The sequence below is a fragment of the Candidatus Saccharimonadaceae bacterium ML1 genome (assembly GCA_030253535.1).
GTDB classification, from domain to species: domain Bacteria; phylum Patescibacteriota; class Saccharimonadia; order Saccharimonadales; family Saccharimonadaceae; genus Saccharimonas; species Saccharimonas epibionticum.
The window spans coordinates 434,385-449,912 of record CP124550.1; the positions used below are offsets into that span (position 1 = coordinate 434,385).

Genomic DNA, 15,528 nt, shown 5'->3' on the forward strand with positions numbered 1-15,528 from the left:
CAAATGCTAATACAATTGAACTCGGTATCAGTAAGGCACACCGTGCCAACTATCGCCTCGTTGACAACCATCCTGGCAATGGCAGCAATAGCTTCCTTTGTAACAGGGGGGTACGTCGGAAACAACAACCATTTCGGTTGTTGTAGTAGTTGCACGAGAATAGCGCATGGAGCATCACCTTTTTCTCAAAAAACATCGCTACCGGTCAGCAGCAATAAGCTTAATTATATCACGCAACTGATCTACATGCAAATTCTAAGTCGGAATCGCATATGTATCTAGCCGCTCTATGGATTGATTGCCGTTAAGAGTACCTTTTCTTCCAGACGATATGCCGGCGTGCGATGTAGCGCTACTGGGATACGTTGAAGCACTCGCTCCCGGCGGTCAAGAATGGCGCGGCAATGACGACGTGAAATGGAAAACGGAAACAATCAACGGGCAAGAAGTTGCGTTTATTGGCGTAGCATTTAGTTATTGGGGCAATATTATTTATTCTGTTGTTGAAGCGCTCTCGAGATATTGTTCGACGGTCATTTATGCTGGCAAGCTCGGTTCACTTGCGCAATCGGATACTCCAAATGCGACGATTGCTACCGGCAACTCTTCATACGTTGATGGTTCGCTGATAACATGGAATAATCTTTTCAAAAATTCCCCGCTGGCGGTTGAAGGCGCGCACTACACGCTTCCGTCCGTATTAGATGAAACCGCTGCATGGTACAACGAAGTAAAAGATACATATCGGTTTGTCGATCCTGAAATCGGCTGGGCGGCAAAGGCGGCGAAAGATTTTGGCTTATCGTTTAGCTACCTTCATCTAGTGACCGATAATTTGTCTGGACTGTTTAGCGAGAATCTAACGACTGAGCGCGAGACTGCCGTACTTAAAAAACGCTTGCAATACGTAGGTATTATACGTGCAATTTTATACCATCGAATCGGTGTCGAGCAGACGGTATCGCTCTTTTCTGAGGTACTCAAAGCGCAACAGGCTCGCGTCGATAAAGGCTATATGGAACCGCTTGAACGCAATTGGAAAGCCTGTTTAGCGTTTGCCTATCATACACAAGAGGAAGCGTGGGAAGTTGTCCGGGAATTACCGCGACGCCAATGGAAAGAGCAGAAGGTGAACCCCGAGACGCTATTGTCTGAGATCGTTGATACGCAAATTCAATTGCTCACGACTCTGGCATACGCCGGTTTTGACGAGCAGGACTTGATTAATGGCGTAATTACAAAGTTGAACGCACATCGCCCAGACTGGAAGCCGTAGAATTTTGCTGTTGAATGACATGCTCCGCATACCGCAAACCTGCTAGCTCCCGCGCTCCCGTGCGTACTGATTTTTCGCGAGAAGTCTGTGCCGCAACTAGTCCTACGTCGCCGTCTGTTATCGCCGCTATACTTTGAATAGAAATCATATTATCCTTTGTCCTTCTTATCCTCAGATGTATCACGCTAAATATTGTAAAGCCTCCACTTCAAAGAGCAGAGGCTTTATGGTCTTTATAGCAGCTATCAAAGCAGCTAGTTTAGTAAACTTTTAGCAGTACCTCTCCACCAAGCTTCGCCTTGACAGCTTCGGCGCCAGTCATCACGCCTTTGCTCGTGCTGACAAGCACGATGCCGCGGCCTTGCTTAACCTTTGGGATATCGCTTGCAGCAGTATAAACACGACGACCAGGTTTGGAAACACGTGTAATTTCCGTGATCGGACAGTTCTCACCATCTTTTGCAAGTTTTACGACGAGCGTACCGCGCGGCTTGCCGTCCTCAACTTTTACACCAGCCAAGTAGTGGTTCTTCACCAACTGCTCAGCAACAACTTTTTTCAGTTTACTGGTCGGTACGCGAATCTCCGTTTTGCCGACTAGCGCAGCGTTACGAATGCGGGTCAGGAGATCCGCGATCGGGTCAGTTGATTGTAGTGACATATCTTCGTTCTCCTTTCCTTACCAACTACTCTTTGTGACACCAGGAATGTTGCCTTTGCTTGCTTCTTCGCGGAATCGGATGCGGTTCATACCGAACCGGCGCATGTAGCCGCGCGGACGACCATCAAGCATATCGCGATTTTTGCGGCGCGACGGACTTGAGTTGCGCGGTAATTTCTGCAAAGCGTCGAGATCGCCTTCCGCTTTTAGCGCGGCACGCTTTTCGCTAAATTTTTCGATCAAAGCCAGGCGTTTTTTATCGCGTGCAATCATTGATTTCTTCGCCATTATTTCGCCTCCTTTTCAAATGGTACGCCAAACTTTTCGAGTAGAGCGCGACTTGCTTCTTTGCTACCGTTCTTGATAGCAAAAGTAACTTGCATGCCATGTACAAGCTGCGTTTCCTCAAACGTTAATTCCGGGAAGATACTTTGGTCGGTGATGCCAAGGTTGTAGTTGCCGCCTTTGTCGAATTTGCTGCCGACGCCGTGAAAATCGCGTACGCGCGGCAAGCTTACGTTCACTAAGCGGTCAAGGAACTCGTACATGCGAGCGCCGCGCAATGTGACCATCACGCCGATTGGCGCGCCCATGCCTTTGCGTATTTTGAATGTCGCGATTGATTTTTTCGCGAGCCGCTCAACCGGCGCCTGTCCTGTCACGCGCATCAATGTATTCTTGACGGCGGCAAGCATACGCTTATCGTCTTTACTTTTGCCTGTTCCCACACTCACAACAATTTTCTCGAGCCGCGGAACTTGATTCACGTTGTCGAGCTTCAGTTCGGTCTGCAGTTCCTTCGTGTACGTATCATTATACAAGGCTTTCAGACGAGGAGTGTAAACGGCGGTTTGTTTCGTCTCTGCCATTAGTTAATCTCCTTATTCTTTAATTGGCGCGCCACGCGCGTCTTAGCGCCGTCGTTCACGACGTAGCCGACGCGGCTAGTTTTGCCAGATTTCTCATCAACAACCAGCGCAAGCTTGGATAGATTCACTGGCTTATGGATATCCTTCTTGCCGCCACGCGGATTCAATTGATTCGGTTTGACGTGGCGGTGCCCCAAGCCGACGCCTTCAACGAGCGCCGTACCATCCTTTGGGTTGACAGCGAGCACCTTGCCGGTCGTGCCTTTGTGCGCGCCGGAGATGATTTTGACCGTGTCGTCTTTACGAATACGCTGAGCCATTATAGTACCTCCGGTGCTAAACTGATAATTTTACCGTAGCCCATGTCACGTAGTTCGCGCGGCACAGGACCAAATACGCGCGTCGCTTTTGGCGTTTTGTCGTCGTTAATGATAACCGCAGCATTGTCATCGAAGCAAATCGTGCTGCCATCCTTGCGGCGAATCTGATCGCGCGTGCGTACGACGACCGCTTTCACGACAGATTTTCTCTTGACGTTGCCGGTCGGGCTGGCGTCTTTCACGCTCGCGACGATAATGTCGCCAACGCGCGCGTAACGGCGGCGCGTTCCGCCCAAGACCTTAATGCACAAAATTGATTTCGCCCCGCTGTTATCAGCAACATGCAGACGAGTTTCTTGCTGGATCATTCTTTATCCTCCTCGCTGTCGTGATCGTGGTCAACTTTGTCGCTAACTTCAGCGTTTACTTCTTCTTTCAACTCAACGCTTCCAACTGAGCGCTTCTCAATACGATCAAGTGTGAAGCTCTTACGCTTCGAGATGGGTCGAGTTTCAACAATCCGCACCGTGTCACCCTTACGAGCATCGTTATTCTCGTCGTGCGCCGCATATTTACGAGTCACAGTATACTGCTTCTTGTAAATCGGATGCGTCTCACGCGAAATAACGGCGACGGTGATGGTTTTGTCGGCGACGTCGGATATCACGACCCCAGTCAGTGTCTTCGCCATTACTGTTCCTCCTTTAATTCTGCGGCATGAATCGCGGTATGTAAGCGCGCGATTTCTTTGCGAATTTGTCCAAGTACGCGCGGGTTGACTAATTCGCCAGCTTTATGCGAGCGGCGAGAATCGTTTAAATCCTGCTGCTTAGTTGCGAGCTCAGCACGCAGCTCGTCAATCGTTTTCACGACATCGGCTTTTTTAGCAGTTTTTTTCGTATCTGCCATGCTACACCTCCTCCCGCTTTACGAATCGGACACGGACAGGCAATTTGTGGCCGGCGAGGCGCATCGCTTCGCGGGCTACATCTTCGCTAACGCCCTTCATCTCAAACATAACTGTGCCAGTTTTGACCTTGGCGACGTAATACTCCGGATTGCCTTTGCCGCCGCCCATCTTTAGCCCGAGAGCTTTTTTGGTGACTGGCGTATGCGGGAAAATACGAATCCAGATTTTGCCGCCGCGTTTAACGTGGCGCGTCATTGCTTGGCGGGCGGCCTCAATCTGCCGGCTGGTGATGCGCTCGTTGTCGAGGCTCTGCAAGCCGTAGTCGCCAAATGCGACGTAGTTGCCGCGCGTTGCGTTGCCGCGGTTTTTACCAATTCGGACTTTACGATGAGCAACTTTTTTCGGTAATAACATTACTTCGTGCTCCTTTCACCCTTGTAAATCCAAACTTTGATGCCAATGATCCCTGTACCGTTTGGACCAAGCGCGCGCGCAGCGTAAAAATCAACATCGGCGCGCAGCGTGTGCAACGGCACTGAACCTTCAATAAATTTCTCGCGGCGGCTCATCTCGGCGCCGTTCAAGCGACCGGCCACCTCAACGCGGATACCCTTCGCACCAGCATTACGGCTGCCTTGAATTGCCATCTTAACTGCGCGGCGGAAATTCGCACGGCGTTCTAACTGATGCGCGATATTTTCAGCAACGAGCTTGGCGTTCAATTCCGGACGGCGAACTTCTTCAACATTGATACGAACCGGCAGGCTCACGACCTTTTCAATTACCTTTTTCAGCTCGTTAATGCCCGCACCGCCGCGGCCTATTACCACACCGGCTTTCGCTGTATGAATTGTGACCGTGACGAGATTAGCGCTGCGTTCAATCTCGACGTTCGCAATTGTCGGGCGCGATGCAAACCGCTTTTCGATCAGATCGCGGATTTTACCGTCCTCTGCCAGCCAAACCGCGAAATCTTTCTTGCTGGCGAACCAGCGCGAATTCCAGTTTTTGCTGGTTTGAAGGCGGAAGCTGATCGGGTTAACTTTCTGACCCATTATTTCTTCTCCTCTTTTGCTGCTTTTGATTCAGCTTTCTTTGCTGGTTTTTTAATAACTTTCTCAACGCCTGAGACCTCAACGAGAATGTGGCTTGATTTTTTAGCGAACGGCAATGCGCGGCCGCGGCTTGCCGGCTTGTAGCGGCGCAAACGCGGACCAGCAGTAACACTGAGCGTGCTAATCGTTAAACTCTTGGCGTCTAAATTATGATTGTTCGTCGCGTTAGCGGCAGCCGATTGGATCGCTTTCTTCACCGCAAGCGCAGCACGTTTCGGCGTGTGATCCAAAATCACCACTGCGTCGGCAACGGTACGACCGCGTACGAGCGCAGCCACGAGACTGACTTTGCGCGGCGTTTGGTCAACATCGCGAATTTCAGCGCGAACAGTATAAACTTCTGCTTCAGCCATGGCTACTTCTCCTTGCCCCCGTGCTTACGGAACTTGCGTGTCGGCGAGAATTCGCCAAGCTTGTGACCGACCATGTTTTCGCTAATCAGCACTGGCACATGCACGCGCCCATTGTGTACTGCAAAAGTAAAACCAACCATTTCAGGCGTAATTGTACTGCTGCGCGCCCATGTTTTGATAACGGTGCGATCGCCAATTTTCAGCGCCTTCACTTTTTTGGCAAGCTTCCAGTCGACGAATGGACCTTTTTTGAGTGATCGACTCATAGATTACCTCTTCCTCTTAGCTTCGTGACGACTGCGGACAATCATCTTGTTAGTTGATTTACGGCGGCGAGTCTTGAATCCAATCGCCGGTTTACCCCATGGCGTTTTCGGAATGCGGCCTGGACCAGTCTTGCCTTCACCGCCACCCATTGGGTGATCGGCTGGGTTCATCGCCTTACCATGCACGCTCGGACGCCAGCCCATACGGCGGCGGCGGCCAGCGCTGCCCAGCTTGACGTTCTGGTGCTGTACATTGCCGACGACGCCAAGCGACGCCTCGCATTCCAAACGGAAGCGCCGAACTTCACCAGACGGCATGCGTACCATCGCATAGTTGCCTTCTTTCGCCATGAGCTGTGCTTTTGTACCAGCTGAGCGAACCATTTGTGCGCCTTTGCCTGGGTTAATTTCGATCGCATAGATCTGCGAACCGACCGGAATATTTGCAAGCGGCAAGCGGTTGCTTGCTTCAACTGGTGCTTCGGCGCCAGTTTTAACTACTGCACCTTTTGTCATCTGCGTGTCGGCAAGAATGTAATGGTACAAACCATGCTGGTCTTTCACGCGGGCAATGCGCGCACTGCGACCTGGATCGTATTCAATTTCTTCCACCGTTAGCGTCATGCCAGCCGGCATGCGGTGATTTACTAAACGGTAGTGCCGCTTCACGCCGCCACCGCGGTGGCGCACCGTAATCTTACCAGTATTGTTACGTCCCGCACGCTGCTTGCCGGCTTTCACCAGGCTTTTCAGCGGCCTGCGGGTTGTGATGTCGCTCAGATCCTGCGAAGTCATGCCGCGACGAGCCGGAGTGGTTGGGTTGTATGCTTTAATCGCCATTACTTCTCCTCCTTGACTTCTTCTTGTTCAAATACTTTGATTTTGCCTTCGCTGAGTGTAACGTAGGCTTTTTTGCTGCCCTGGCGCGAGGTTGTACCCGGATAGCGGTTTTTGCCGCGGCTGTAGCGTATCGACTTGCCGTTTTGGACAAGCGTCGTTACTTTTGCGACTTTCGTGCCGTCGAATTGCGATTCAACGGCTGCTTTGATTTCGTTTTTGTTCGCGCTCATCGGCACATCAAATACGTAGGTATTCTGGCTAGTGACCAAGCGATACGCCTTTTCGCTCACGCGCGGAGTGACGAGTATCAACTTCATATTACTTGTCCTCCTTCGGATTGAGCCACGCATCAACCACCTTCACAGCGGCTGGCGTCATGATAATTTGATCGGCGTTTAGCACGTAATACACGCTGAGATACTGCGCGCGAACCAAGAGGGCACTCTGTAGATTATTCGTCGCGCGTATCAATTCCGGCGTTTTCTCGTCAACAACGAGCAGAACGCGGCGGTCGCGTTTGAATTTTTTGTCAGCAATGAACTTTGCGATTTCGGCGGTCTTGCCGGTTGTTTTAATGTCGCTGACGGTGATTTTTTTCGCTTCATTCGCCAGCGTCAACGCTTGGCGTATTGCCACGCGCTTGCTGGTTTTTGATAGCTTTAGCTTGTAGTTTTCGTTACCGCGTGGTCCGAAAACGATGCCGCCGTGGCGCCAAATCGGGTTACGCGTGCTACCAAATCGGGCGCGCCCGGTACCTTTTTGCTTCCACGGTTTTTTACCACCACCACGTACTTCACCGCGCGTTTTAGTGGTCGCACTTGCCTGGCGGCTGTTCGCAAGGAACGCGTCATACGCGAGCTTCAATAGCTCGTGGTTCGGCACATCAACCCCGAACACTTCCTTCGGCAAGGCTGCTTTTGCTGGCTTGGTTGATTCAGCCATTACTTAGCACCTCCTAGTTTAATTTTAATTAAGCCTTTTTTCGGACCTGGTACTGCACCTTTAACGCCAATCAAATTGTCGTCTACCGAGATATAGGCGACTTTCAGGTTTTTCACCGTTACCTGCTCTGCGCCCATGTGGCCCGGCATGCGCTTGCCCTTAAAAATTTTCTGCGGATACATGCTGCCGATCGAACCGACTTTGCGCGTATTACCCTTGCCGCCGTGCGTTTTGCGGTGGCGTTTGAAATTGTGGCGCTTGATCGTTCCAGCAAAACCTTTGCCTTTGCTGATACCGGTCGCGTCCACTATGTCGCCGAGCTCAAACTCCGCAACATTCCACGTATCGCCGACTTTTACCCCGCCCAGGTCGTCGACACGAAATTCCCGAATCTCTTTCGGGGTTACACTAGCTGGTTTCACATGACCAGCCACGGCCTTGCTCAGGTTCTTACCCTCACCATAGGCAACCTGGACTGCGTTATAGCCGTCGCGCTCGACAGACTTGACCTGAGTCACAGTCACAGGTCCGGCTTGAATCAGTGTCACTGGAGTCGTAACACCGTCTTCGCCGATGATTTGGGTCATACCAATCTTGGTACCGAGAAGTGCTTTCATTGCCCTCTTGCTCCCATTTAAAAGCCTCGGCGGCTGGCAGTATCCGGAAAGGACTTACCAATTCGCGCGAGTCAAGTTATTATTACGTAATAAATTACATCTACTAGCGTAGCATGTTATAGGGGGCTAAGTCAAGAGGTTTTCTCTACAAGCAGCGCGCTAAAAAGCAAGCTAAATGACGATTCCCGCCGGCAAAAAATAACTCACAATTGCGATAATCAGCAGCGTTGCGTACCAAATCTTGCGGTTCATCGGCGATGTTTCCAGCCAATGCACGAGCAGCACGCCTGCCGCCAACCCGACCGGCAATGCATTGACCACTACCGTGCCCGCGCTGGCTGGTGTACGGAACTTCAGCCACAACGTACCCAGTATCGCTACGATTACCAACTTTAACAGATACGAACTGTCCGGTTCTTGCAGTTTTTCGTTGCCGCGGCGGCTAAATATGCGGTTGCGCGCGTAGGTGCGTTGTTTGTGTTTGCGTGACATATCATCAGTATAGCATATGCGGCATAGCTAACGACTAATTTGCCACCGGCTCGGGTAAAAATTATCGTAAATATATCATGGAGTGCATATTCTACCTACAAAAATAGCCCCGCGTTTGACGAGGCTATTTTGAGATAGAACGCCCGAATTACATCCGAATCTCTGCATCGACGCCAGCCGGCAGCGACAAGTTCTGCAAGTTGTCAATAGTCTTTGGGCTAGCGTTTGAGATGTCAATTAGGCGCTTATGCACGCGCATCTCAAATGCTTCGCCGCCCGTCTTATATACGTGCGGGCTCTTTACCACCGTGTAGGTGCTGCGGCGCGTCGGCAACGGCACAGGACCAGCAACAGTCGCGCCGGTACGGATCGCTGTATCAACGATTTGCTTCGCCGACTGGTCGATAAGTTTGTGGTCGTATGCCTTGAGGCGGATGCGGATCTTCAGACCCTGGTTGTTGGCGTCTGCCATAATTACTCCTTTGCTCCCGCGTAACCTCGGCTCGAATCGGTTTTGTTAGCGTCTGGCCGAGTTATCGCAGAGCGATTTATGATTTACTGTGTAATTGTAGCATGATTTCTCGCACAAGGCAAACCTACAGCTAGTTTACGTATGCAAATTTATGATACAATAACATATACAGGTATATCGCACTCGGCGATAGCCGCGAGTGGTTCTGGGAGGAATCATGTTTAAGAGAATGCTTGCAGCCTTCTTTGTTATTGTCCTTACTTGCGGAACGGTGGCGTGTGATAACGATCCGTTTCAGAGGGGGGGGTGCTAGTGACAACCCTAAAGAGGGGGTAGTCAGAGTATTTCCTGACAACAACGTCTTTAGCTTTTATAAGCGATGCGACGGTACGACCCTCATCTACTGGTTTGAGGGTGACCGCCGGGGTGGCCTTACAGCCGTCCCTGACAGTCCTGAGTGCAAGTAAGATCTACCCCGTCTCCTAGCAGTCGAGCCTCGCTCCTGCTAGGAGACGGGGTTTTGACTATCTACGGTATAATCTTCATATTTTTATAATACAACCAAAATACCCCGCCTACACAAGCGGGGTATTGTTGCAAAAGTAGCGATCGGCTACTTGATGATGTTGGTGACGACACCAGCACCGACGGTGCGGCCGCCTTCGCGGATCGCGAAGTCTTGACCTTTGTCCATCGCAATCGGTGCGAGCAGTTTGACCTTAAATGTCACCTGGTCGCCAGGCATGACCATTTCTTTGTCGGTCGGCAGCTCAACTTCGCCCGTCACGTCCGTTGTGCGGAAGTAGAACTGCGGTTTGTAGCCCTTGCTAAACGGTGTGTGGCGTCCGCCCTCTTCTTTCTTCAAGATATACACCTCAGCTTCGAATTCGGTGTGTGGCGTCAGCGTGCCTGGTTTCACGATCACCTGGCCGCGCTCAATTTGCTCGCGCTCAATACCGCGCAGCAGCAGTCCAGCATTGTCGCCAGCCTGGCCTTGGTCAAGCGTCTTTTTGAACGCCTCGATACCAGTGACGACCGAGCTTTGCGTCGGTTTCAAACCAACGATCTCTACTGGGTCGTTAATCTTTACGACACCCTGCTCAATACGCCCTGTCGCGACTGTACCGCGGCCCTTGATTGAGAAGACGTCTTCAATCGGCATCAAGAACGGCTTATCCAAATCGCGCTTCGGCAATTCAAAGTAATCGTCCATCGCTTTGACCAATTCCATGATTGCGTCTTCAGCCTCTTTGTCGCCCTCAAGCGCTTTGGTCGCCGAGCCTTTGATGATCGGCGCGTTGTCGCCGTCGTAGCCGTTCTTGGTGAGTAGTTCGCGAACGTCCATTTCGACCAATTCGACCAATTCCGGGTCTGCCAAGTCCATCTTGTTCAGGAAGACGACAATCTTCGGCACGCCCACTTGGTGAGCCAGCAGCACGTGCTCGCGCGTTTGCGGCAGCGGGCCGTCGTTGGCAGCGACCACGAGGATCGCGCCGTCGATCTGTGCGGCGCCGGTGATCATGTTCTTAACGTAGTCGGCGTGGCCCGGCATGTCGACGTGCGCGTAGTGGCGCTTCTCGCTCTCGTACTCTTGGTGCGAAGTCGCGATAGTGATGCCGCGCGCTTTTTCTTCAGGCGCGTTGTCGATGTCGGCGTAATCGCGCGCTTTGTTCACGTCGCTGGGAAGACGCTTCGCGAGCACATGAGTGATCGCAGCGGTCAAAGTCGTTTTACCGTGGTCGACGTGACCCATGGTACCGACATTGATGTGAGGCTTTGAACGGTCAAAGTCTGCCATAGAGGTATTTCTCCTAACTTAATATTGATGATATTCACGACGCGAGCTGCCGCCGAGATACTAAAGCACCTCAGACAAAACACGTCGCGCGTTGCCTATAATTATAGTGGAAGACGGCAATTATGTAAACACTGCTGGTCTGTCTTACTGCAGCCTATCTCTTAATATATTTTGTTGAACGACCACTACCTACTTGCCTTATCTTTTCATTGTCCTGTAGTTCTTTTAAAGCTCGTTCTATTGTCCTTTGTGATATATCCGGACAAATAATCATAATATCTTTTTTGGAAAGTGGCTCTAATGATTTTTAAATAACAGAAAATACTCTTTCCGGTGAAGTTAATTTTTCTTTTCCAATAAGATTAAATCTGTCATCACATTCTTTATATGCCTTTAGTAAAATTACAAGCATATACTTTACAAACGGAAGTTCATTATTCTCTCCAGTATGCCACTTTTCACTGGAGTTCTGTAATTCTTCATAATAAGAATTTTTACTTTCTTCAATGAGCATCTCTATACTGATATACCTTCCAACGAAGTAACCGAACTTATAAAGTAAAAGAAGCGTCAGTATCCTACTCATTCTTCCATTACCATATACTGCTCATTTTTGAGTAAACGAGTCCAGTGTTCTTATGCATCCCGGGGATTCATTTACAAGAGACCCACAGCATTCCGTCTATACACTGTATACCATCCAAAAACTTTGGGAGTACGGTGTAGCCGGAATGTTCTGAGCGGCATATGAGCAGCGTGAACCAAAAATGAGCTGTTTAGAAATAATTAAAGATCAATCTAATCTTTTCTGTCGCTGGGGCTCACGTATCTCGGCATTTCTGGAGCTGCGGTACCTCGTTGGATAAAACCATAGGCAAAACGCTCTTTACGGCGAGGTTCGGTACGCCTGAATTCGGCAAATAGTTCTCGAAAGGCGCGAATCTCTTCCGCGCTTCTGGGGCGTTCGAGCGGATCGATACGCCTTTCAGTGGTCGATAGAGGTGCGCTTGTGCTTGCTGCTACGGTCATGATGTCTATACTATCTTTGGCAGGTCTTCGGTGTGTATGTTTCTCTTGCAAACCATCTTGTCTTATGGCAAGTTCTGTCTGACAACACGGACATATGAAACTGCAGGCTCTTGCTCCGAGTTCACGTGCTGCATCATCAGGATCTCGATCCTGTTCGGCAGCGATATCGTGATGATGGCGTATAGACTCGGACATAAAGCGTACTCTATGTTCCTATTGTAAGGAAGATTGTACTATAAAACAATACCCTGAGATATCGGGTCCATTAACCTAAACCAGAACATCCCGTAAACTTAGGAGTGAATAGCAACTAAGTGAAAGGAGATGTTCCTAATGCCTACCATACCAAAGTTTGCCAGTAATAAGAAATACTGGCAGATCCTTAACAAACTAGTCTTCGGCGATGAGGTATTGTGTCCTCGCTGCCATAAGGGTCTTCATGAAAACTATTGCAACAAATATCTGTGGTGTAAACTGTGCCACAAGAAATACCGGCCTACCAGCTACCAGGCTAGTTGGTTATACGGCATGAAGCTAAGTCCCCGGCAGCTCTGTTCATCCTGCTCTACTGTTGGCAAACAAAACGCTCAACGGAAACGTCATACCTATTAGCCGGCGTAAGCTATACTACTGTTCGGCGCTGATTTGTCCGATTCCGCAAGCAACTGCCTGACAGCAGCAAGCTCACCGCCATGCTGGAGGGTGTGGTGCAAGTAGATGAAAGCTACTTTGGCAAGAGGCGATCCAAACAGCCTCAGCACATCGTAGTTGGTGCTAAAGATACTACGACTGGACGCATTGCCCTACGCATTACCGACAGCCGGGATAGACAACCGCTTGAACAATTTGTTCAGGACTACATCGTAGCAGGCAGCCTAGTGGCGAGTGACAAATGGTGGGCGTATGACGAGCTAGAACTACTTGGCTACGCTCATGAGAGTTGGAATCATAGCAAAGGGCGCTTTGCCGGTACCAACCAAGGAGAGAATATCTGGAGCGTGACGAAGCGGCATGCTCGGAAGCTGCTCGGCGGAAGAATCCTGACGAGACAGCTAGACTCTCTTTGCCAAGAATGGATGGCAAGAGCTAACCAGCCAGAACTGTTCGCCAGCCCAATAGCATTCCTGCGGTTTACTATGACTTTACGGGTTAGTTGGGTGAACCTAAGGATTTTCTTTACTATTTTTACGCTAATTCGTCAGCGCCTCGAAAAACGAGCGGACTTTGGCGTGGCGCGAGTGCTTGATGACTTTTTCGGGCGTGCCGTCTTCGATGATCTTGCCGCCGTCCAGAAAGATAATGCGCGAAGCGACATCGCGCGCAAACGACATTTCGTGCGTGACGATCACCATAGTAATACCGGTACTGGCGAGCTTGCGAATAACCGCTAGCACTTCATCGACCATTTCCGGGTCGAGGGCGCTAGTTGGCTCATCAAAGAGTAAGACCTTTGGCTGCATCGCCATGGCGCGCGCGATCGCAACGCGCTGCTTCTGTCCGCCCGATAAATGGCTGGGGAATTCGTTAGCTTTTTCGCGCAAGCCGACTTTTTCGAGCGCTTCAAGCGCGGTTTGGCGCGCTTTGCGCCGCGACAGCTTACGCACTTTCGTAAGCGCTAGCATGATGTTATCAATGACATTCATATTCGGGAACAAGTTGAACTGCTGAAACACCATACCGATGTCGGCGCGCACTTGGTTGAGATTTGTATGCGGGTCGGTCATATCGATGCCGTTCACCCACACGCGCCCGCTGGTCGGCGTTTCGGTCATGTTGATACAGCGCAGCAAGGTGCTTTTGCCGCCGCCGCTTGAGCCGAGGATTACGACGACTTCGCCTTGGTCGATTTGCAAATCAATCCCTTTCAGCACGTGGTTTTTGCCGTATTTTTTGTGCAGGTTTTCAATGTTAATCACTTTCTTTCAGCCTCCTTTCGACGCGCCGCATCAGGCGCGTGAATATGGTCGTAAGCCCCAGATACAACAGCGCAGCGGCAAAGAGCGACTCAAACGCCGTGGCAGTCTGGAAGCGGATGTTATCGGCGCCGCGCATGAGGTCGTTCATGCCGATCCAGCCGACGATTGAGGTTTCTTTTAGCAAGGTGATAAATTCGCTAATGAGCGCCGGCAATGAAGTTTTCAGCGCTTGCGGCAGGACGACGTAGCGCATCGTTTGCCAGCGGCTGAGCCCCAGCGACCGCGCCGCTTCGACTTGCCCGCTGTCGACGCCCTCAATGCCGCCGCGGATAATCTCTGCGATATACGCGCCGCTGTTGATACCAAAGGCTAGGCTCGCGATCCATAGCTTCGACACGCTGCGGTACGAGCCGAACACGACGTAGTACATGATCAGCAGCTGTACGAGCGACGGCGTGCCGCGGATAATGACGGTGTAGATATTTGCCAGCCACGCCACTGGGCGCCAGCGCTGCAAGCGCGATGGTTTATGGCGTTTGAACGGCTGCCACTGCGATTGCTGCATGAGCGCGATCACCAGCCCGATAGCGATACCGATGACCGTCGAAAACACCGTGAGCAGCAGCGTGACCTCTAGTCCGCGCGTCAGATATAAATAGCGCTCGCCGCCAAAGAGAATCTCAAATGTATTCATGGCGCGGCCGCTCCGAAATGTTTTTTGACGAGCGCGTCGTAGCGCCCGTCTTTCTTCATGGCTTTGATACTGTCGTTCACTTGCTTGAGCAGCTCGGTATTACCCTTTTTGATGGCGATAGCGTAATCTTCTTTCGTTAAGTCGCGCGCCAGCATGGTGAGGTTCGGATTCGTCGCTAAATATTGCGTCGCTGGACCATTGTCCATGATCGCCGCGTCGATACGCCGCGCATTCAGCTCTTGCATAACATTTGATGTCGCGGGCAATTGCACGACCGACGCGCCGGTGATTTTATGCGCCAGCGTGTCGCCCGTCGTACCGAGCTGCACGCCGATACGCTTGCCTTTTAGATCATCGACCGACTCGACCGTCGATCCGGTTTTCGGTACGACAACTCTTTGCGCCGCCGAATAGTAGGTGGTGGAAAAGGCGGCGTTTTTGGCGCGCTCCGGCGTGACGGTCATGCCGGCAGCAATTAAATCAATCCGCCCTGCCTGTAGCGCCGGCAGCAGGCCGTCAAACGATATTTCCTCAATCTGTAGCGAGCGGTTTGTATCTTTAGCGATTTCACGCACCAAATCGACATCAAATCCAACGACATTTTGCCCGTTTTTGTACTCAAACGGCTTGAACCCGGGGTCGGTGCCCATGATTAGCGTTTTCTCAAGCCCGCTGCCCGACGAGCTGGTATGCTGCGCGCTGCCCGGGTTGATCTCGGTATCCCAATACATATAGCCGATCGCCGCGGCCACGAGCGCGCCAAGCGTTAGCCATTTTATCCGTGCAACTACTTTTTTCTGCTTTGCTGCCCACCGCATATAAATTTAGTATAAGCGGATCGACGGATTAGCGCAAGTATTAGATCTCTAGCCAATGTTAATAGTATCTAAATGTTGAGAGCTGGGCATAATTTAGCAAGCCGCGGCGCACTAGTCGAATCATTCTGAATAAACTACTT

23 protein-coding genes and 2 pseudogenes are annotated in these 15,528 nt (G+C 51.0%); 2 read left to right on the forward strand and 23 right to left on the reverse strand.

Features of this window, described 5'->3' with window-relative positions; all coding sequences use genetic code 11:
* Positions 1-331: 331 nt before the first annotated feature.
* Positions 332-1,276: a hypothetical protein gene (locus SEML1_RS02270; protein WP_376753631.1), complete on the forward strand. Its 945-nt coding sequence runs from the start codon at positions 332-334 to the stop codon at positions 1,274-1,276.
* On the opposite strand, the gene SEML1_RS02275 is transcribed toward SEML1_RS02270, so the two are convergent.
* The 20 genes and pseudogenes from SEML1_RS02275 to SEML1_RS02370 all read right to left on the reverse strand — a co-directional run.
* Complete coding sequence (locus tag SEML1_RS02275; protein WP_376753632.1) at positions 1,236-1,424, reverse strand: hypothetical protein; 189 nt, start codon at positions 1,422-1,424, stop codon at positions 1,236-1,238. The two genes, SEML1_RS02270 and SEML1_RS02275, sit on opposite strands and share 41 nt — an antisense overlap.
* Before the next feature lie 111 nt (positions 1,425-1,535).
* Positions 1,536-1,937 (reverse strand): 30S ribosomal protein S8, encoded by a 402-nt coding sequence (gene rpsH / locus SEML1_RS02280; RefSeq protein WP_376753633.1) that lies wholly within the window; start codon positions 1,935-1,937, stop codon positions 1,536-1,538.
* A gap of 18 nt (positions 1,938-1,955) precedes the next feature.
* Positions 1,956-2,225: a 30S ribosomal protein S14 gene (rpsN, locus tag SEML1_RS02285; RefSeq protein WP_376753634.1), complete on the reverse strand. Its 270-nt coding sequence runs from the start codon at positions 2,223-2,225 to the stop codon at positions 1,956-1,958.
* Positions 2,225-2,806: a 50S ribosomal protein L5 gene (rplE, locus tag SEML1_RS02290; protein ID WP_376753635.1), complete on the reverse strand. Its 582-nt coding sequence runs from the start codon at positions 2,804-2,806 to the stop codon at positions 2,225-2,227. The genes rpsN and rplE overlap by 1 nt, the downstream gene beginning before the upstream one ends.
* On the reverse strand, positions 2,806-3,126 hold the full coding sequence (rplX, locus tag SEML1_RS02295) for a 50S ribosomal protein L24 (RefSeq protein ID WP_376753636.1): 321 nt from the start codon (positions 3,124-3,126) through the stop codon (positions 2,806-2,808). Before rplX ends, rplE begins: the two co-directional genes overlap by 1 nt.
* On the reverse strand, positions 3,126-3,494 hold the full coding sequence (rplN, locus tag SEML1_RS02300) for a 50S ribosomal protein L14 (protein WP_376753637.1): 369 nt from the start codon (positions 3,492-3,494) through the stop codon (positions 3,126-3,128). Before rplN ends, rplX begins: the two co-directional genes overlap by 1 nt.
* A complete protein-coding gene (rpsQ, locus tag SEML1_RS02305; protein WP_146425359.1) occupies positions 3,491-3,817 on the reverse strand; it encodes a 30S ribosomal protein S17 in 327 nt (108 codons plus the stop codon). Before rpsQ ends, rplN begins: the two co-directional genes overlap by 4 nt.
* A complete protein-coding gene (rpmC, locus tag SEML1_RS02310; RefSeq protein WP_376753638.1) occupies positions 3,817-4,035 on the reverse strand; it encodes a 50S ribosomal protein L29 in 219 nt (72 codons plus the stop codon). Before rpmC ends, rpsQ begins: the two co-directional genes overlap by 1 nt.
* A 1-nt stretch (position 4,036) precedes the next feature.
* A complete protein-coding gene (gene rplP, locus SEML1_RS02315) occupies positions 4,037-4,450 on the reverse strand; it encodes a 50S ribosomal protein L16 (RefSeq protein WP_376753639.1) in 414 nt (137 codons plus the stop codon).
* Positions 4,450-5,091, reverse strand: a complete 642-nt coding sequence (rpsC, locus tag SEML1_RS02320; RefSeq protein WP_376753640.1) for a 30S ribosomal protein S3 — start codon at positions 5,089-5,091, stop codon at positions 4,450-4,452. Before rpsC ends, rplP begins: the two co-directional genes overlap by 1 nt.
* Positions 5,091-5,504 (reverse strand): 50S ribosomal protein L22, encoded by a 414-nt coding sequence (gene rplV, locus SEML1_RS02325; protein ID WP_376753641.1) that lies wholly within the window; start codon positions 5,502-5,504, stop codon positions 5,091-5,093. Before rplV ends, rpsC begins: the two co-directional genes overlap by 1 nt.
* A 2-nt stretch (positions 5,505-5,506) precedes the next feature.
* Positions 5,507-5,770: a 30S ribosomal protein S19 gene (gene rpsS, locus SEML1_RS02330; protein ID WP_376753642.1), complete on the reverse strand. Its 264-nt coding sequence runs from the start codon at positions 5,768-5,770 to the stop codon at positions 5,507-5,509.
* A gap of 3 nt (positions 5,771-5,773) precedes the next feature.
* Complete coding sequence (rplB, locus tag SEML1_RS02335; protein ID WP_376753643.1) at positions 5,774-6,610, reverse strand: 50S ribosomal protein L2; 837 nt, start codon at positions 6,608-6,610, stop codon at positions 5,774-5,776.
* The gene (locus tag SEML1_RS02340) at positions 6,610-6,927 is read right to left on the reverse strand and encodes a 50S ribosomal protein L23 (protein WP_376753644.1); all 318 of its coding nucleotides are present in this window, start codon (positions 6,925-6,927) and stop codon (positions 6,610-6,612) included. Before SEML1_RS02340 ends, rplB begins: the two co-directional genes overlap by 1 nt.
* A 1-nt stretch (position 6,928) precedes the next feature.
* Positions 6,929-7,552, reverse strand: coding sequence for a 50S ribosomal protein L4 (gene rplD, locus SEML1_RS02345; protein ID WP_376753645.1), 624 nt, complete (start codon positions 7,550-7,552; stop codon positions 6,929-6,931).
* The gene (gene rplC / locus SEML1_RS02350; protein ID WP_376753646.1) at positions 7,552-8,169 is read right to left on the reverse strand and encodes a 50S ribosomal protein L3; all 618 of its coding nucleotides are present in this window, start codon (positions 8,167-8,169) and stop codon (positions 7,552-7,554) included. Before rplC ends, rplD begins: the two co-directional genes overlap by 1 nt.
* 171 nt (positions 8,170-8,340) lie before the next feature.
* A complete protein-coding gene (locus SEML1_RS02355; protein ID WP_376753647.1) occupies positions 8,341-8,661 on the reverse strand; it encodes a hypothetical protein in 321 nt (106 codons plus the stop codon).
* Positions 8,662-8,809: 148 nt separating this feature from the next.
* A complete protein-coding gene (gene rpsJ, locus SEML1_RS02360; RefSeq protein ID WP_146425339.1) occupies positions 8,810-9,133 on the reverse strand; it encodes a 30S ribosomal protein S10 in 324 nt (107 codons plus the stop codon).
* Between the two features lie 613 nt (positions 9,134-9,746).
* A complete protein-coding gene (tuf, locus tag SEML1_RS02365; RefSeq protein WP_376753648.1) occupies positions 9,747-10,931 on the reverse strand; it encodes an elongation factor Tu in 1,185 nt (394 codons plus the stop codon).
* Positions 10,932-11,085: 154 nt separating this feature from the next.
* Positions 11,086-11,529: pseudogene (locus tag SEML1_RS02370) on the reverse strand (Fic family protein); the annotation flags it as partial.
* 1,123 nt (positions 11,530-12,652) lie between these two features.
* On the opposite strand from SEML1_RS02370, the pseudogene SEML1_RS02375 reads away from it, so the two are divergent.
* Positions 12,653-12,967, forward strand: a pseudogene (locus SEML1_RS02375) (transposase); the annotation flags it as partial.
* A gap of 183 nt (positions 12,968-13,150) precedes the next feature.
* Here SEML1_RS02375 and SEML1_RS02380 read toward each other — a convergent pair.
* From SEML1_RS02380 to SEML1_RS02390, 3 genes are read right to left on the reverse strand one after another with little or no spacing between them, the layout of a single operon-like run.
* On the reverse strand, positions 13,151-13,876 hold the full coding sequence (locus tag SEML1_RS02380) for an amino acid ABC transporter ATP-binding protein (protein ID WP_376753649.1): 726 nt from the start codon (positions 13,874-13,876) through the stop codon (positions 13,151-13,153).
* The gene (locus tag SEML1_RS02385) at positions 13,869-14,570 is read right to left on the reverse strand and encodes an amino acid ABC transporter permease (RefSeq protein WP_376753650.1); all 702 of its coding nucleotides are present in this window, start codon (positions 14,568-14,570) and stop codon (positions 13,869-13,871) included. The genes SEML1_RS02380 and SEML1_RS02385 overlap by 8 nt, the downstream gene beginning before the upstream one ends.
* Positions 14,567-15,388: a basic amino acid ABC transporter substrate-binding protein gene (locus SEML1_RS02390; RefSeq protein WP_376753651.1), complete on the reverse strand. Its 822-nt coding sequence runs from the start codon at positions 15,386-15,388 to the stop codon at positions 14,567-14,569. The genes SEML1_RS02385 and SEML1_RS02390 overlap by 4 nt, the downstream gene beginning before the upstream one ends.
* Between the last annotated feature and the right edge of the window lie 140 nt (positions 15,389-15,528).

Bases quoted from the DNA above. Each gene is read 5' to 3' on its own strand.
- SEML1_RS02270 (WP_376753631.1), top strand. From the start codon at position 332: ATGCCGGCGTGCGATGTAGCGCTACTGGGATACGTTGAAGCACTCGCT.
- SEML1_RS02275 (WP_376753632.1), bottom strand. From the start codon at position 1,424: ATGATTTCTATTCAAAGTATAGCGGCGATAACAGACGGCGACGTAGGA.
- rpsH (WP_376753633.1), bottom strand. From the start codon at position 1,937: ATGTCACTACAATCAACTGACCCGATCGCGGATCTCCTGACCCGCATT.
- rpsN (WP_376753634.1), bottom strand. From the start codon at position 2,225: ATGGCGAAGAAATCAATGATTGCACGCGATAAAAAACGCCTGGCTTTG.
- rplE (WP_376753635.1), bottom strand. From the start codon at position 2,806: ATGGCAGAGACGAAACAAACCGCCGTTTACACTCCTCGTCTGAAAGCC.
- rplX (WP_376753636.1), bottom strand. From the start codon at position 3,126: ATGGCTCAGCGTATTCGTAAAGACGACACGGTCAAAATCATCTCCGGC.
- rplN (WP_376753637.1), bottom strand. From the start codon at position 3,494: ATGATCCAGCAAGAAACTCGTCTGCATGTTGCTGATAACAGCGGGGCG.
- rpsQ (WP_146425359.1), bottom strand. From the start codon at position 3,817: ATGGCGAAGACACTGACTGGGGTCGTGATATCCGACGTCGCCGACAAA.
- rpmC (WP_376753638.1), bottom strand. From the start codon at position 4,035: ATGGCAGATACGAAAAAAACTGCTAAAAAAGCCGATGTCGTGAAAACG.
- rplP (WP_376753639.1), bottom strand. From the start codon at position 4,450: ATGTTATTACCGAAAAAAGTTGCTCATCGTAAAGTCCGAATTGGTAAA.
- rpsC (WP_376753640.1), bottom strand. From the start codon at position 5,091: ATGGGTCAGAAAGTTAACCCGATCAGCTTCCGCCTTCAAACCAGCAAA.
- rplV (WP_376753641.1), bottom strand. From the start codon at position 5,504: ATGGCTGAAGCAGAAGTTTATACTGTTCGCGCTGAAATTCGCGATGTT.
- rpsS (WP_376753642.1), bottom strand. From the start codon at position 5,770: ATGAGTCGATCACTCAAAAAAGGTCCATTCGTCGACTGGAAGCTTGCC.
- rplB (WP_376753643.1), bottom strand. From the start codon at position 6,610: ATGGCGATTAAAGCATACAACCCAACCACTCCGGCTCGTCGCGGCATG.
- SEML1_RS02340 (WP_376753644.1), bottom strand. From the start codon at position 6,927: ATGAAGTTGATACTCGTCACTCCGCGCGTGAGCGAAAAGGCGTATCGC.
- rplD (WP_376753645.1), bottom strand. From the start codon at position 7,552: ATGGCTGAATCAACCAAGCCAGCAAAAGCAGCCTTGCCGAAGGAAGTG.
- rplC (WP_376753646.1), bottom strand. From the start codon at position 8,169: ATGAAAGCACTTCTCGGTACCAAGATTGGTATGACCCAAATCATCGGC.
- SEML1_RS02355 (WP_376753647.1), bottom strand. From the start codon at position 8,661: ATGTCACGCAAACACAAACAACGCACCTACGCGCGCAACCGCATATTT.
- rpsJ (WP_146425339.1), bottom strand. From the start codon at position 9,133: ATGGCAGACGCCAACAACCAGGGTCTGAAGATCCGCATCCGCCTCAAG.
- tuf (WP_376753648.1), bottom strand. From the start codon at position 10,931: ATGGCAGACTTTGACCGTTCAAAGCCTCACATCAATGTCGGTACCATG.
- SEML1_RS02385 (WP_376753650.1), bottom strand. From the start codon at position 14,570: ATGAATACATTTGAGATTCTCTTTGGCGGCGAGCGCTATTTATATCTG.
- SEML1_RS02390 (WP_376753651.1), bottom strand. From the start codon at position 15,388: ATGCGGTGGGCAGCAAAGCAGAAAAAAGTAGTTGCACGGATAAAATGG.